The sequence below is a fragment of the Paenibacillus sp. Y280 genome (assembly GCF_056786335.1).
On sequence record NZ_JBXCIW010000003.1, the window covers coordinates 134,360 to 149,379 of the forward strand.

Below are 15,020 nucleotides of genomic sequence, written 5' to 3' on the forward strand. Positions count from 1 at the left end.
GGGAGAGGTAACGAAATGGGAAAAATCAAAGTGCTGGACGAGCAGCTTGCCAACCAGATTGCAGCGGGCGAAGTAGTCGAACGACCGGCTTCGGTCGTAAAGGAGCTGGTCGAGAACGCGGTAGACGCAGGCAGTACGACCGTCGATATTATGATTGAAGAAGGCGGACTGACGCTCATAAAGGTTATCGATAACGGCTATGGTATAGAAGCCTCAGATATCGTAACGGCTTTTCAACGGCATGCCACGAGCAAAATTTCGACGAGCAGCGATCTCTTTCGCATTGCGAGCTTGGGCTTTCGAGGCGAGGCGCTGCCGAGTATTGCCGCCGTTTCGCGGCTGCAATGCATCTCATCGGAGACGTCAACGGGTCTTGCGCGCCGCATCGTCATAGAAGGCGGCAAGGTGACAATCGATGAGCCGGCGAATGCGCCGCAAGGAACGGAAATGACCGTGCGGGACTTATTTTACAACACACCTGCGCGGTTAAAATATATGAAGGCCATTCAAACCGAGCTTGGCCATATTTCCGATTATATTAACCGGATCGCGCTTGCTCACCCTGGCATCGCCTTTACGTTTAAGCATAACGGAAACGTGCTGCTGCGCACGCTTGGAACGGGCGACAGATTGCAAGTCATTGCTGCCGTGTATGGCTCTAATACAGCGAAGGTGATGCTTCCCATTGAAGCGGAAACCTCTGATTACGAGCTTCGCGGCTACATATCGAAGCCGGAGCTGACCCGTGCGAATCGCAATGGCATTACCGCGATCGTTAACGGGCGTTATATACGCAGCCTTACGATTAACCAATCGCTGCTGCAAGCGTACCATACACTTTTGCCGATCAATCGTTTTCCGCTGGCGATATTGGAGCTTGGGATGCACCCAAGCTTGCTTGATGTCAACGTACATCCCTCCAAGATGGAGGTTAGATTCAGCAAGGAGCCTGAGCTTCGCGTGCTGATTGAGGATGCCATCAAAGCGGTGCTCGGACGCCAGCGGCATATTCCGGGACCGGATTCGAGCAGCAAGCAGGAGCGCTCCAAGCCGTTGTTCGTGCAGGACGCGATATCGTTTCACCGTCCTGAGCCGGCGGCGGATTCCTTTAAGCCGTTTCAGCCATCTCCATCGTCGAATAAATCGAATACTTCCTCGTATAAGCCGCCGGTAATTGAGCGAGAATACGTGCCGCGGAATGCTGCGGAGAAGCTGTATGCTCCGCCTGTCGCGAATGCGGAGCCGCTTGCCGTTCGGGAGGCTTCAGCTCCTTGGGCGCAAGCGGCAGCATCCATAGCCGAGCAGTCGATTGCAGAGACCGTGCAGCAGGATTTAATGAAAGAGACAGTAGAAGCAGAACCGCCTGTGGTTGACGCTTCCGTTAAAGAAGCAAATGCTACGCTTGATTTGCCTCCGGTTGAAGCGCCAGTCGCTCAACTGCCATCCGATGACGATGCTCCAAGCGGCGAGCCATCGTTCCCTGAGCTGTACTGGATCGGGCAGCATCACGGCACTTACATCGTTGCCCAGTCACAGGATGGACTTTATTTGATCGATCAGCACGCGGCTCATGAACGGATTAACTATGAATATTATTTCCATAAATTTGGCCATCCCGAAGCAGCGAGCCAGCAGCTGCTCGTTCCGCTTACACTTGAATTTACGACGGGCGAGGCTTCTCAGCTAAGAGATCTTATTCCTATGTTTGCACAAGCGGGAGTAGAGCTGGAGCCCTTCGGCGCGCAAACGTTTCTCGTTCGGTCTTATCCGGAATGGATGCCGCAGGGCGAGGAGCAGTCCTTGCTTGAGGAAATGGCGGAGCTGCTTATAACCGAGCGAAAGTCCATTGACATCGGCAAGCTGCGCGAGAAAGCGGCCATTATGTGCGCATGCAAAGCATCGATTAAGGCGAATGACCGGATGAACCGGGAGGAAGGCGAGACTTTGCTGGCAAGGCTTGCAAATTGCAAGCAGCCGTACACTTGTCCGCATGGACGACCTATCATCGTGCATCTTTCGACCTATCAGCTGGAGAAAATGTTCAAGCGGGTGATGTCGTGATCGTCACTACGACGGCCAAGCCGTCTGCCCGCGCGCTTGAGCAAGCGGAAAGGCTTTCTGCCGAGCTTGCTTCACCGCTCAAAGCACGCGGTAATTTGACGGTCAATAAGCTTCTAACGCTTAGCCATGACAGGAGATTGATTGTCGTGACCGAGGAAGAAGTCCGTTATTATGACAGTCAATCGGAGACGCCGCTTTATTTTCACCCGAGCATGGCTTTTGTCCGGGTCAAACGTTTGCGTCGAGGGGAGACCGATCCGCTCATACAGCTCTCTGGCTGCGCAGAAGGGGATCAAGTCATCGATTGCACAGCAGGATTTGCATCGGATTCGCTCGTATTCTCCTATGCCGCTGGACCTAGCGGCTTGGTTACTGCTCTCGAAAGCGAGCCTGTCCTTTGCGCAATCGTTCGAGAAGGATTGGCTGGCTATCAGACAAGTCTTCCCGATGTGAATGAGGCAATGAGACGCATTGCGATGAAATGCGTGAATCATTTAAAATATTTGACAGGATTGCCTGACAACAGCGTTGACATCGTATATTTCGATCCGATGTTCAGACAGCCGATTCATGAATCAAGCGCCATGGAGCCGCTTCGCGCCGTTGCCAACATGGATGCGCTATCGAGTGAAGCGATTGAGCAGGCGAAGCGGGTTGCCCGCAAAAGCGTTGTGCTCAAGGAGCATCAAGCAAGTGAAGAATTTGCAAGGCTCGGCTTCGAACGTCGGCATGTAAATACTTCGAAAATCGCATATGGAGTGATACAGCTTTGAGTGAACAACTAAACATCGCGCAGGCAAATCATGATGGGAGCCCGACACGCAAGCAGCCGCTGCTCGTCCTTATTGGACCAACTGCGGTCGGCAAGACGCGCATGAGCCTCGACATAGCCAAAGCCTGGAATGCCGAAATTATTTCCGGTGATTCGATGCAGGTCTATCGGGGCATGGATATTGGAACAGCCAAAATCGCACGAGATGAGCGCGAGGGCATTCCGCATCATCTCATCGATATTTGCGAGCCGGATGAATCGTATTCAGCAGCCGATTTCCAAGCGGGGGCAACGGATGCGATTGCGCAAATTGCTGCAAGGGGAAAGCTGCCTTTTATCGTTGGCGGAACAGGCCTATATGTTGAATCGGTTTGTTATCAATTCCAGTTCGCTGACATTGGCTCCGATGAAGCGTTTCGCTTGGAGCAAGAGCGTTTTGCGGCTGAGTTCGGTGCCGAAGCGCTGCATCAGAAGCTGGCCGCGATTGACCCGCCTGCCGGGGAGCGGCTGCACCCGAATGATCTGAGGCGTGTGATTCGCGCGCTTGAGGTATATCATTTGACAGGGCAGACCTTTTCTGAGCAGCAAACGGGGCAAACGAAGGAATCTCCCTACGAGCTTTGCATCATCGGTTTGACTATGGACCGTGCAGCGTTGTATCGTAGAATAGAGCAGCGGATAGATTTGATGATGGAGCAGGATCTGGTAGATGAGGTTAGGCAGCTGCTAGAACGAGATTTGCCGCCTGCCGCAGTTGCCATGCAAGGTCTTGGCTACAAGGAAATCGCAGATTATTTGCGCGGTAATTGTACGCTGGAAGCAGCTGTCGAGAGGTTAAAAAGAGATACGCGCAGATTTGCCAAACGCCAGCTTTCATGGTTCCGCCATATGAATGACATTCATTGGATCGACATGGGGGAAAATTTTCACAACAATTTGGAAGTCGTTCATGCTATAATAGCAGGAAAGTTTCAAGTTAATCTTGAATATACTTCTAATCAATCTTTTTAAGACGGGGGTAACGTCCAATGAACAAATCGATCAATATTCAAGATACGTTCCTAAATCAGCTTCGCAAAGACAACATACCGGTTACGGTTTTTTTAATGAATGGCTTTCAAATTCGGGGCGTTATTAAAGCGTTCGATAACTTTACAATCATCATAGACAGCGAAGGTCGTCAACAAATGGTATATAAACACGCTATTTCGACGTTTACCCCGCAGCGCAACGTTTCTCTTATGCAGCAGGACCATAGCGGATCCGACTCATAGGCAGGAGCAGTAGTGAAACTTTCTAACAACGTGTTTCGTTTAACTAGATAGCGGCATGCAAGAGCAACCCGCTCCAAGCTGGGTTGCTCTTGTCGTTTTATGGCAAAAATAGATAGACGAACTTTGGATCAACAGGAGGGGAGTCGGCAATGGCTGAACGACCACGCAGACAGACTGCACCGAAACAGAAGAAGAAAAAGAAAATATCGGGGAAGAAATGGTTTTATGGTTTGTTCTTTACGGCGGTTATCGCTATCGTATGCGGTATTATCGGCTACTTGCTTATTGTATTGAACGGTGAGCGCGTGTTGACCGAGAATGCCAATAAGCTGGACTTTGGCGAAGCTTCAATTATTTATGATGCGAATGGTGAAGAAGTAGCGAGATTGTCAGATCCGAACGAAAATCGCGAGCTTGCCGAGTTCTCGGAAATTCCGAAGCAATTGCTTAATGCGATTGTCGCAACGGAAGATCAGCGCTTCTATGAGCATTCGGGAATTGATTTCTTTGCCATCGGGCGAGCAGTAGTGAAGGACGTTATCGCCCGCAGCGCTGTAGAGGGTGCCAGTACGATTACCCAGCAGCTTGCCAAAAACGTGTTTTTGACGGCAGACAAAACGTTCTTCCGTAAAGCGACTGAAGCATCAATCGCCGTAGCGCTTGAGAATAAAATGTCCAAGGAAGAAATTTTAGGCATGTATTTGAACCGGATCTTTTTCGGCAAAAGGGTTCACGGGGTTAAGGAAGCTGCGAGATATTATTTTGACAGCGATCTTGATAAGCTGGAGCTGTGGCAGATCGCTACGCTTGCAGCTATGCCTAAAGCGCCTAACCGCTACAATCCGATTAACCATCCAGAGGATTCAATGAACCGGAGAGCGGTCGTATTGAAGCTTATGTATGACCAAGGATATATTACGGCTGCTGAGATGGAGGAAGCGAAGGCGGTCGTATACGAGGTTCCAAAAAACTTTGATGAGAGAAATACGGACAAGTATGCCGCTTTTGTGGACTACGTTGTCGAAGAGGCAATGCTGAAAACAAATAAATCCGAGGAAGAGCTTCGGATCGGCGGCTACCGCATCTACACCTCTCTTAACCAGCAAGCGCAAATCGCGCTGGATGCGCAGTTTGCCAATGATAAAAACTTTGAGAAGAGCAAGGATGATCAGCAGGTGGAAGGCGCGATGATTATTATCGATCACCGCGACGGCACCATCCAGGCTTTATCAGGCGGCAGGGATTATGTGAAGAAGGGGCTCAATCGCGTTGAGGTTGCCCGTCAGCCCGGTTCTGCCTTCAAGCCAATCATTTCATACGGCCCAGCGCTTGAATCAGGCGATTACTACCCATGGACCGTACTTGCTAATGACCAGAAATGCTACGGCAATTATTGTCCGACCGATAGATGGGGAGCAACGCCGGTCTCGATGACCCAAGCGATCAAGGATTCGCGAAATTTAGCATCTGTCTGGATGCTGAATCAAGTAGGACTCAAGAGCGGATTTGCTTTTGCGAGCAAGCTTGGCTTCGCCTTGGAGAAGGATGACCGTAATCTAACGGCAGCGCTTGGTGGTTTGACTAAGGGCGCGACTCCTATGCAAATGGCAACTGCGTTTAGCGTCTTCGCTAACGGCGGCAAATCGGTAGATACGCATACGATCACTAAGATCGAAGGGAAAAAGATCACGCCGTACATCTATAAAGCTCCTGCACCGAAGCAGCTGATGTCTGCCGATACCGCCTATTATTTAACTGAAATGATGCAAACGGTCGTTCAGAAGGGCGGTACGGGTACGCGTGCGGCAATTGATCGTCCTTTGGCTGGCAAAACAGGCACAACTCAGCACGGTATTCCGGGTTATACAGGCTCGGGTATCCGTGACGCTTGGTTCGTCGGCTACACGCCGGAGTGGACAGCAGCGGTATGGATGGGATACGATAAGACAAATAAGGACCACATCCTAAAGACTGGCAGCAGCCAAGCCGCATCCATGTTCTCGAAGGTTATGAAGTCCGCAATGAAAAATGTACCGAAATCTAGCTTTATTAAACCGCAAGGCATTAAAGAAGATAAGCCGCCGGCAGCTGTATCGAATTTTAATGCGATATACATTCCTGAAGAGATGAGAGTTCAATTGTCATGGGATCCTTATAAGGAGGGAGAAATCACTTATCAAGTATTCCGCAAGGAAGCTTCTGAGAGTGAATTTATTCATTTCGTAGATACGCCTTTAACTACTGTTGATGATATGAGTGCTTTCCCGGGCATCACCTATGAATATTATGTCGTTGCTTATGATGCTAAGAATGATCAGGAAAGCCCGCCATCCCAGAAAATCAAGGTTGTCATTCCGGAGACGGAGATGATTCCTGAAATTCCGATGGAGCCTGATCCGAACAACCCTGACGGCGGTGAGATAACACCTCCAATCGACGGGGGAGAAGGTGAAGTCACACCTACTCCAGGTGACGGGACTGAACTTCCAGAAGTAACGGACAATCCCGTAACGGATATTCCAAGTCCTACACCAACTCCTGGAAATGGCGATGGTAACGGCAACAGCACCAATGCATCAGGAAACTCTGAAACCGGCGGCAATTCGCAAGGAACGGGTGGTTAGTAATGTTGAATAGAAAGAGAACGCGATTCCTTTCTTTGATCGCTATTGTCGCAGTCGTCATGCTTATGGCAAGCTGCGGCAAAAGCGGTTCAGGCCAAGCAGGCGGGAAGAGCGAAGCAGCTTCGACTAAGACGATGAGCTGGGACAAGATGCCGGAAATGCAGATTGATCTTGATAAATCGTATTTGGCGAAGTTTCAAACGACGAAAGGCGACTTTACCGTCGAGCTGTTTGCTGATGCAGCACCCGTAACAGTGAATAATTTTGTGTTTTTATCGCGGGAAGGTTTTTATGAAGGGTTGTCATTTCACAGCATTATCGAATCCTTTATGATCCAAAGCGGTGATCCCAAGGGCAATGGAACGGGTACGCCAGGCTATTCCATTCCGGATGAGCTGAGTACGGAAATCAAGTACGAAGAAGGCATTGTCGCTATGGCAAATGCGAGCAAGCCGAATTCTGGAGGCAGTCAGTTTTTTATTTGCACGGGGCCAGATGCGGCGAATTTAAACCGAGAGCCTAATTATACAATTTTTGGTAAAGTAAAGAGCGGTATGGATGTCGTACAAGCTATTTCGAAAACACCATTGAAAAACAATCAGCCTACCGAAAAAATTGTAATTCAAGCTATTGAAATTATCGAGCAATAATGGAAAATACCGCCTAATCGAGGCGGTATTTTTTCATTTTAGGACGAATAGCTTGGTTTATTTTGTCTGTCGGCTGGAGATGGACGTTAAGATATGGTAATCTTTTTTTATAGGTCAATTTCAACTGTCGTTAGTCGTGATTGGTTCATTGCTCAATCAAACCAAGGAAGAGCTGCGCATGTGATGGCATGCTATTCCCAAATGAACGGAAAGGTACGTTCCGTATGAAGAGAAAATTTTCAGACCGGGCAAACTGGCGGCGTATCTTGCGCAAAAGCTATTCGTGCCTAGCGCTTGACGGCGATGAGTTCAAAGGGCTCGTGACGTTTTATCGGATTCATGAATTGCGTGAGCCGTTATGGAAGGAATATAACGGACGGAAACTTTGTTTGGCCGATCGCGGCTATTTATGGATGCAGCATTTCCCGCGAGGCGAGCATTTTGTCGTGACGACGATGTTTGATGATAAGGGACGCGTCGTGCAATGGTATATCGATGTATGCAAAACACAAGGCTTAACGGATCAACAGGTGCCTTGGTTTGATGATCTTTATTTGGACGTAGTCGTGCTGCCAAGCGGTGAAGTATTCCTCATGGATGAAGATGAGCTGGAGGATGCGCTTAGGCAGGGAGACGTAAATGGCAAGGATGTGGCACTAGCGCGCAAAACAGCCGGCAAATTGCTCTCGAGCATCCGCAATGGGCGCTTCCGTTATTTTACGCTTAGTCTTAAGCATCGGAAGAGCCTGCTTGAGAGAACCGGGGAATTAAGCGAATCATGAACACGGCAACAGGTAGAAGGAGCAGACCGCGGAAACGAATGAAAAAGCGCCGTCCGTGGCTGCTCCTGTTTCGTGTTGTTGCCTGGACCATTTGTGCAGGCGTCTTTTGGTGCGGATATTTATTGTGGTTAATTAATGGTTTTCCTATGGATAAGCAGCTGGTCAAGGCGGATGCCGGCATCGTGCTGGGGGCTGCATTATGGAATGACGTACCGAGTCCAGCACTTAAGGAAAGATTGGACTTCGCGTACCGATTATACAAGACGGGATTGGTGGACAAGCTTATTTTGTCCGGCGGTCTTGACGGCAACGGTTCGGTGAAGACGGAAGCCGAAGGGATGCGCGACTATCTGATAGCAAAAGGTATTTCAGTTGACAAGCTGTTGCTAGAAAATAAAGCGACCAGCACCTATGAGAACCTGTCGTTCAGCAAGACGATTGCCGAGCAGCATAAGCTGTCTGAGCTAATGATTATTACGCATGATTATCATGCAGCCAGGTCAAAGGAAATTGCGAAAAAGCTTGATTTCAAGCCGTTTCAAGTCGCTGCGACAAAATCCAAAGTGCTCAATCCCGTATATAATGAGTCCCGTGAAGTACTTGCTTTTACCAAATGGAAGATTGATTCCCTGCTGCTCACTTTCGGTATTTCCTCTTCCGATTCGGCGCTGTAAATCTGCTAATATGCTGCTGCAAGGTAGAATAAACTTGTAGTGCGGTTTAGCCGCTACAGCTTTCGATGCAAAGGATAGGTGATGCGACAGATGAGTGGACACGTCATATCGGGACCCGGAAATGGCACCGCAAGGCCTTCCCGTCAAATTAATGTGGTCCTTAGAAGTCAAGAAACGTTTCAAACAGGTGCATCTGCTCATGCATTAGAAGCAGACCCGCTGCCAGCGGTCAAGCCGCTTCCAAGCGTAGATCATTATGCCGATATTCAGAAAGAGCTTGAGCCGATGATCGGCATGGAAAACGTGAAATCACTTGTATACGAAATATATGCCTTGCTCTATATTAGCCGAATGCGTTCTGAAGCGGGGCTATTTGGCGGCTCACATGTGTACCATATGATCTTCAAGGGCAACCCGGGAACGGGGAAGACGACGATCGCCCGAATAGTGGCGAAGCTTTTTCAGAAGATGGGCGTTCTTGCAAAGGGGCATTTAATCGAAGTTGAACGGGCTGATTTGGTTGGCGAATACATTGGCCATACGGCACAGAAGACGCGTGATCTTGTTCGCAAAGCGATTGGCGGCGTATTATTCGTGGATGAAGCCTATAGTCTAGCTCGTGGCGGAGAGAAGGATTTCGGCAAGGAAGCTATCGATACGCTGGTTAAAGCGATGGAGGATCATAAAAATCAATTTGTGCTTATTCTCGCCGGCTACCCAGCAGAGATTGATGATTTCCTGTTGACGAATCCTGGCTTGCCGTCTCGTTTTCCGATTCAGATCGAGTTCCCGGATTATTCGGTTGATCAATTGATTCAAATTAGCGAGCTTATGGCTAAGGATCGTGACTATATTTTACAGCCGCAGACCCTATTTAAATTAAGGCAGCATTTGATGCAGGAGAAGCTCGGCACGATGTTCTCATTCAGCAATGCCAGGTATGTTAGGAATTCCATTGAGAAGGCGATTAGGTTTCAGGCCGTTCGTCTGCTTACGCAATATGCCAGCTCCGTTCCTGCCAAGCAGGAGCTTATGACGATTAGGCCTGAGGATTTGAAGTGGGACGCGAAGTCATAATGACAGCGTAGTTTAGAAGGAGTATGAGATGAGCGAGAAAACATACGATACCAATCCGGATATGATTGAAAAAGCAATACTGATAAGCTTAGTTACTTCGAAGGATAAGCGTAATGGCGGAGACCCTGAAATGTCGCTTCAAGAATTGGTGCAGCTAACCGAAACGGCTGGGGTCGAGGTCCTTACGACGATTACGCAAAATAAGGAAACGGTTGATTCCAAATGGTTTATTGGCAAAGGCAAGGTGCAGGAGGTTAAAGCGCTGGCAGATGAGCTTGGCGCGACAACGGCCATTTTCGATCAAGAGCTCTCTGGCGCCCAGGTCCGTAATCTTGAAGAGTCGCTTGACCTCAAAATCGTTGATCGGACGCAGCTGATTCTAGATATTTTCGCTGGCCGCGCCAAAACGCGTGAAGGCATTATTCAGGTTGAGCTCGCACAGCTCAGCTACCTGCTGCCGCGACTATCTGGGCAAAGCAAAAACCTGTCGCGTCTAGGCGGCGGCATCGGTACGCGGGGACCAGGGGAAACGAAGCTTGAGACCGATCGCCGTCATATTCGTGATCGGATCTTTGATCTCAAGACAGTGCTTGAGGAGGTTGTTCGCCACCGGAAGCTTCATCGCGAGCGCCGTAAAAAATCAGGTGCGATCCAAGTCGCCTTGGTTGGCTATACAAACGCCGGAAAATCAACGCTGCTGCGGGAACTGACGCATGCAGACGTATACGTAGAGAACCAATTATTTGCTACGCTTGATCCAACATCAAGGACACTTGAGCTGCCTAATGGCAGAGAAATCGTACTTACGGATACGGTAGGATTTATTCAAAATCTGCCGCATGATCTCGTTGCTGCGTTCCGGGCAACGCTGGAGGAAGTATGCGAGGCTGATCTTGTGCTTCATGTCATTGACAGCAGCTCGCCGATGCGCGATGAACAAATTAAGGTCGTTAATAAAATATTAGGCGAGCTTGGCGCAGCAGATAAACCTTCCGTGATGGTCTATAATAAGAAGGATATGTGCGTCAATAATGGCACATTAACTGATTTGCCCATTACGGGCGGGGATAATCTTGTCATCAGCGCCTATGAATCGGAAGATCTTGAACTTCTAAAACAAACTATTCAAGATAAGCTAAGCGGCGATACATTAACCTTCATCGTTCCAGCTGAGCGCGGCGATCTCATTGCGCTAGCCTATCGAAGCGGCGAGGTTATTAATCAAGAGGTCGATGAACAGTCGCTGCGTCTAACCGTTCATGTCAGTAAACAAGAATACGAGCAGCATGGGCATCGATTGAAACAATTTATAGAGTAGAGTTTTGCTTACGAAGTAAGTTTTGCATTCGCAAAACTAAGCTTATGCTTACGAAGTAAGTTTTGCATCCGCAAAACTTTTAAGGAGAAGATACCGGAATGAATTTGCAACATGAGAACCAGAAGCTGTGGGAGCATCTTGAGCAGCTGGCAGAGCAATCTGAGCTGCTGGCAGCAGATGCCTTTCGCAGTGTAGAACGGATAGCGGAGCGCAATCAGTGGAAAGTTATTGAAGCGTTTCAGCGGCATAAAGTAAGTGATTTTCATTTTACCGGCTCAACGGGCTATGGCTATAATGATCGCGGCCGTGAAATTCTCGATCTCGTCTATGCAGATGTGATGGGGGCAGAAGCTGCGATCGTTAGGCCTCATTTTGTTTCAGGCACGCATACGATCAGTTGTGCGTTGTTTGGGGTGCTTCGGCCGGGAGACGAGCTTCTCTATGTAACGGGAAGACCTTATGACACCCTTCATAAGGTAATTGGCAAGCCAGGTGATGGTTCCGGCTCCTTGCAGGACTGGGGTGTGAAATATTCTGAGGTTTCTCTGCTAGAGGACGGCGGCCTGGACTGGGAGCGTATTGAGCAATCGATTACAGCTGAAACGAAGGTAATCGGAATTCAACGCTCTCGCGGTTACGACTGGAGAGCATCATTCAACGTTGCCGAGATTGCTGATATTGTCAAGCGGGTAAAAGCTCTGAAATCGGATCTGCTAGTATTTGTTGATAATTGTTATGGGGAGTTTACAGAGCTGCTTGAGCCCACCCAAGTAGGTGTGGATCTAATGGCTGGCTCGCTAATCAAAAACCCGGGCGGAGGCTTAGCCGAAACCGGTGGTTATATCGCGGGTACAGCAGCAGCTGTTGAAGCGGCAGCCTATCGACTGACGGCGCCAGGTATTGGTGGCGAGGTTGGTGCGATGTTAGGAACGCTTCGCCCAATGTTCCAAGGATTGTTCTTGGCACCGCACTTAGTGGGCCAAGCCATTAAAGGCAGCGTGCTGGCTGCAGCTTTGTTTGAAGAGCTTGGATTTGTAACTAAACCAAGATGGAATGAGCCGAGAACCGATCTTATTCAAGCGGTTCGTTTTGGACAAGCTGAGCATCTGATCGCTTTCGTGCAGGGCATTCAGCAAGCAGCAGCTGTAGATTCACATGTCGTACCCGAGCCTTGGGACATGCCGGGCTACGAGAATGCCGTCATTATGGCGGCAGGTACGTTCATACAAGGAGGCAGCTTGGAGCTGTCGGCTGACGCGCCTATACGTGAACCTTACATCGCTTATATGCAAGGCGGCCTAACTTACGCTCATGCAAAGTACGGTGTTCTAACTGCGTTATATCGCCTTGTGGATAGCGGTTTAATTGTGATTAAACCTTACATAACTTGACACATTTGCATAGTAACGTTTAGAATGTAAGTATAAATGAGCGAGTGGAAGGTTGATGCGGCTTGGCTGATGATATTCGCAGAAATATGGCCTTATTCCCTATCGGCATCGTAATGAAGCTGACGGATTTAACGGCAAGGCAAATCCGGTATTATGAACAGCATGAATTGATCGTACCTGCAAGAACGGCAGGAAACCAGCGGTTATTTTCATTTAATGACGTAGAACGGCTTTTGGAAATAAAATCATTGATAGAGAAAGGTGTTAACATCGCTGGCATTAAGCAAGTGATGAATCCGGTATCGAAGGAATCGGATGATGCGACGATTGTCAGTGAGCAATCGGAAGTGAAGCGTCGCGAGCTGTCTGATCAGCAGCTGCACCGTTTGCTAAAGCAGCAGTTGCTCGAGAAAAGACCAGGTCAAGCATCGCTTATTCAAGGTCAATTGACTCGTTTCTTAAATAAGCGCTAGTTTGACTAATATAACAATCGATTTGCAAACTAAGGAGATGATTCTGTGAGTTACACTAAAGAGGATATTAGACGTATAGCACAGGAACAAAATGTTAGGTTTATTCGTTTGCAGTTTACGGATTTACTAGGAACGATAAAAAATGTTGAAATTCCAGTTAGTCAGCTAGAGAAGGCGCTTGACAACAAAATGATGTTTGATGGCTCTTCCATTGAAGGTTACGTACGTATTGAAGAATCAGACATGTACTTATACCCTGATTTAGATACTTGGGTTGTATTCCCATGGGTTACACAAGATCGTGTTGCCCGTTTGATTTGTGATATTTATATGCCAGACGGAACACCGTTTGCCGGAGATCCTCGCGGTATTTTGAAGCGTGCCTTGAAGGAAGCAGAAGAGCTGGGCTACACAGCAATGAATGTTGGACCTGAACCGGAATTTTTCTTGTTCAAAACCGATGATCGCGGTGAGCCGACTACTGAGCTAAATGACCAGGGCGGCTATTTCGACTTAGCACCGATGGATATGGGTGAAAACTGCCGTCGTGAAATCGTACTTACGCTTGAAGAGATGGGCTTCGAGATTGAAGCTTCTCACCATGAGGTAGCTCCTGGACAGCATGAAATCGATTTTAAATACGCAGATGCGATTAAAGCTGCTGACCAAATTCAAACGTTTAAGCTGGTAGTTAAAACGGTTGCACGCGAGCATGGCTTGCATGCATCGTTTATGCCAAAACCATTGTTCGGCGTAAATGGTTCTGGAATGCATTGCCACCAATCGTTGTTCCAAGGCGACACAAATATGTTCTACGATGAGAAGGACAAGCTTGGTCTTAGTGCGGTAGCTCGTCAATACATGGCAGGTATCTTGCTTCATGCTCGTGCTATGGCTGCTATCACGAATCCAACAATCAATTCCTATAAGCGTCTTGTACCTGGCTACGAAGCGCCTTGCTATGTCGCTTGGTCCGCAAGCAATCGCTCGCCAATGATTCGGATTCCAGCATCACGCGGTCTTAGCACGCGCGTCGAAGTTCGCAACCCAGATCCAGCTGCTAACCCATATTTGGCACTAGCTGTTATGCTAAGAGCTGGTCTTGATGGCATTCAGAACAAGCTTCCGTTGCCGGCTCCAACAGACCGCAACATCTACATCATGACGGAGGAAGAGCGTCAGGATGCAGGCATTCCAAGCTTGCCGCTTGATTTGAAGGAAGCTCTTGACGAAATGTTAAGAAGCGACATCGTTTGCGATGCGCTTGGCGACCATGCGCTTGCCCATTTCTATGAACTGAAAGAAATCGAGTGGGATATGTACCGGACACAAGTTCACCAATGGGAAAGAGATCAATACTTGACTCTTTACTAAGATCTGAATCCCTAAAGTTCATAACCTAATAATGACCCGCAAGAAAGACACTTTTCCAAAGGTGTCTCTCATGCGGGTCATTCTGTTTCTATCTCATTTTCGGATGTATTTTTCCCAATATAGTGTAGATAAATCAATTAAGTTTTATAAAAGCAAAGGCGTTCCTTCTAGTAAACTAGTAATCGGGGGAGCATTCTATACGCGCGGTTCGCAAAATGACTTATCCTAATTTGATTGGTTTGGTGGGGGTGTATATGGAGTGGGATTTACGGCCCGCCCATTCCTACTTTTGTTCACAATTCGTTGCAGAAACGATGCGGAAAAGCGGGATTCCGGTCTGTAACCGTCCATCGACGCTGGTTACACCTGATGATTTTCTGAATTACAGTCAATTTCATGTCGTCTATGAAGGACTGCTATATGATTATCCACAGCTTAATCTACAACAGCTTGTCCATCTTTCAAAAGCAAAAATGACTGTAGGCCAGCTTCGGAAGAGAGCCATATAAGATCTAGAATAGTGCGCCATAAAAATATGAGTCCACACAAA

At 48.3% G+C, this 15,020-nt stretch carries 14 protein-coding genes; all 14 read left to right on the forward strand.

Translation table 11 applies throughout. The features are described from left to right. Positions 1 to 15: 15 nt before the first annotated feature. The 14 genes from mutL to AC1TPC_RS05225 all read left to right on the forward strand — a co-directional run bounded on the left by mutL (position 16) and on the right by AC1TPC_RS05225 (position 14,979). On the forward strand, positions 16 to 2,061 hold the full coding sequence (mutL, locus tag AC1TPC_RS05160; protein WP_482065783.1) for a DNA mismatch repair endonuclease MutL: 2,046 nt from the start codon (positions 16 to 18) through the stop codon (positions 2,059 to 2,061). Further along, on the forward strand, positions 2,058 to 2,834 hold the full coding sequence (locus AC1TPC_RS05165) for a class I SAM-dependent methyltransferase (protein WP_482065784.1): 777 nt from the start codon (positions 2,058 to 2,060) through the stop codon (positions 2,832 to 2,834). The genes mutL and AC1TPC_RS05165 overlap by 4 nt, the downstream gene beginning before the upstream one ends. After that, positions 2,831 to 3,844 carry a tRNA (adenosine(37)-N6)-dimethylallyltransferase MiaA gene (gene miaA, locus AC1TPC_RS05170; protein ID WP_482065785.1) on the forward strand — a complete coding sequence of 338 codons (1,014 nt, stop codon included), beginning with the start codon at positions 2,831 to 2,833 and terminating at the stop codon, positions 3,842 to 3,844. Before AC1TPC_RS05165 ends, miaA begins: the two co-directional genes overlap by 4 nt. A 17-nt stretch (positions 3,845 to 3,861) precedes the next feature. Further along, positions 3,862 to 4,107 (forward strand): RNA chaperone Hfq, encoded by a 246-nt coding sequence (gene hfq, locus AC1TPC_RS05175; RefSeq protein WP_141501345.1) that lies wholly within the window; start codon positions 3,862 to 3,864, stop codon positions 4,105 to 4,107. 149 nt (positions 4,108 to 4,256) lie between these two features. Beyond that, positions 4,257 to 6,731 (forward strand): transglycosylase domain-containing protein, encoded by a 2,475-nt coding sequence (locus AC1TPC_RS05180; RefSeq protein WP_482065786.1) that lies wholly within the window; start codon positions 4,257 to 4,259, stop codon positions 6,729 to 6,731. Positions 6,732 to 6,733: 2 nt separating this feature from the next. Next, the gene (locus tag AC1TPC_RS05185) at positions 6,734 to 7,381 is read left to right on the forward strand and encodes a peptidylprolyl isomerase (protein WP_482065787.1); all 648 of its coding nucleotides are present in this window, start codon (positions 6,734 to 6,736) and stop codon (positions 7,379 to 7,381) included. A 224-nt stretch (positions 7,382 to 7,605) separates the two neighbouring features. Next, positions 7,606 to 8,163, forward strand: coding sequence for a ribonuclease FAU-1 family protein (locus tag AC1TPC_RS05190; protein ID WP_482065788.1), 558 nt, complete (start codon positions 7,606 to 7,608; stop codon positions 8,161 to 8,163). Continuing rightward, the gene (locus AC1TPC_RS05195; protein ID WP_482065789.1) at positions 8,160 to 8,837 is read left to right on the forward strand and encodes a YdcF family protein; all 678 of its coding nucleotides are present in this window, start codon (positions 8,160 to 8,162) and stop codon (positions 8,835 to 8,837) included. Before AC1TPC_RS05190 ends, AC1TPC_RS05195 begins: the two co-directional genes overlap by 4 nt. Positions 8,838 to 8,927: 90 nt before the next feature. Then, positions 8,928 to 9,914, forward strand: a complete 987-nt coding sequence (locus AC1TPC_RS05200) for an AAA family ATPase (RefSeq protein WP_482065790.1) — start codon at positions 8,928 to 8,930, stop codon at positions 9,912 to 9,914. A gap of 28 nt (positions 9,915 to 9,942) precedes the next feature. Then, a complete protein-coding gene (gene hflX / locus AC1TPC_RS05205; RefSeq protein WP_482065791.1) occupies positions 9,943 to 11,232 on the forward strand; it encodes a GTPase HflX in 1,290 nt (429 codons plus the stop codon). Between the two features lie 98 nt (positions 11,233 to 11,330). After that, positions 11,331 to 12,623 carry a methionine gamma-lyase family protein gene (locus AC1TPC_RS05210; protein ID WP_482065792.1) on the forward strand — a complete coding sequence of 431 codons (1,293 nt, stop codon included), beginning with the start codon at positions 11,331 to 11,333 and terminating at the stop codon, positions 12,621 to 12,623. A 62-nt stretch (positions 12,624 to 12,685) separates the two neighbouring features. Next, the gene (locus AC1TPC_RS05215) at positions 12,686 to 13,096 is read left to right on the forward strand and encodes a MerR family transcriptional regulator (protein WP_053376247.1); all 411 of its coding nucleotides are present in this window, start codon (positions 12,686 to 12,688) and stop codon (positions 13,094 to 13,096) included. Positions 13,097 to 13,141: 45 nt separating this feature from the next. Further along, complete coding sequence (gene glnA, locus AC1TPC_RS05220) at positions 13,142 to 14,470, forward strand: type I glutamate--ammonia ligase (protein ID WP_482065793.1); 1,329 nt, start codon at positions 13,142 to 13,144, stop codon at positions 14,468 to 14,470. Between the two features lie 254 nt (positions 14,471 to 14,724). Further along, positions 14,725 to 14,979, forward strand: coding sequence for a hypothetical protein (locus AC1TPC_RS05225; RefSeq protein WP_482065794.1), 255 nt, complete (start codon positions 14,725 to 14,727; stop codon positions 14,977 to 14,979). Positions 14,980 to 15,020 lie beyond the last annotated feature (41 nt).

What these genes read in the sequence shown, in the direction of transcription:
- hflX (WP_482065791.1), top strand. Translation starts at nt 9,943, where the DNA reads ATGAGCGAGAAAACATACGATACCAATCCGGATATGATTGAAAAAGCA.
- AC1TPC_RS05185 (WP_482065787.1), top strand. Translation starts at nt 6,734, where the DNA reads ATGTTGAATAGAAAGAGAACGCGATTCCTTTCTTTGATCGCTATTGTC.
- AC1TPC_RS05190 (WP_482065788.1), top strand. Translation starts at nt 7,606, where the DNA reads ATGAAGAGAAAATTTTCAGACCGGGCAAACTGGCGGCGTATCTTGCGC.
- AC1TPC_RS05195 (WP_482065789.1), top strand. Translation starts at nt 8,160, where the DNA reads ATGAACACGGCAACAGGTAGAAGGAGCAGACCGCGGAAACGAATGAAA.
- AC1TPC_RS05180 (WP_482065786.1), top strand. Translation starts at nt 4,257, where the DNA reads ATGGCTGAACGACCACGCAGACAGACTGCACCGAAACAGAAGAAGAAA.
- hfq (WP_141501345.1), top strand. Translation starts at nt 3,862, where the DNA reads ATGAACAAATCGATCAATATTCAAGATACGTTCCTAAATCAGCTTCGC.
- AC1TPC_RS05200 (WP_482065790.1), top strand. Translation starts at nt 8,928, where the DNA reads ATGAGTGGACACGTCATATCGGGACCCGGAAATGGCACCGCAAGGCCT.
- mutL (WP_482065783.1), top strand. Translation starts at nt 16, where the DNA reads ATGGGAAAAATCAAAGTGCTGGACGAGCAGCTTGCCAACCAGATTGCA.
- AC1TPC_RS05210 (WP_482065792.1), top strand. Translation starts at nt 11,331, where the DNA reads ATGAATTTGCAACATGAGAACCAGAAGCTGTGGGAGCATCTTGAGCAG.
- AC1TPC_RS05225 (WP_482065794.1), top strand. Translation starts at nt 14,725, where the DNA reads ATGGAGTGGGATTTACGGCCCGCCCATTCCTACTTTTGTTCACAATTC.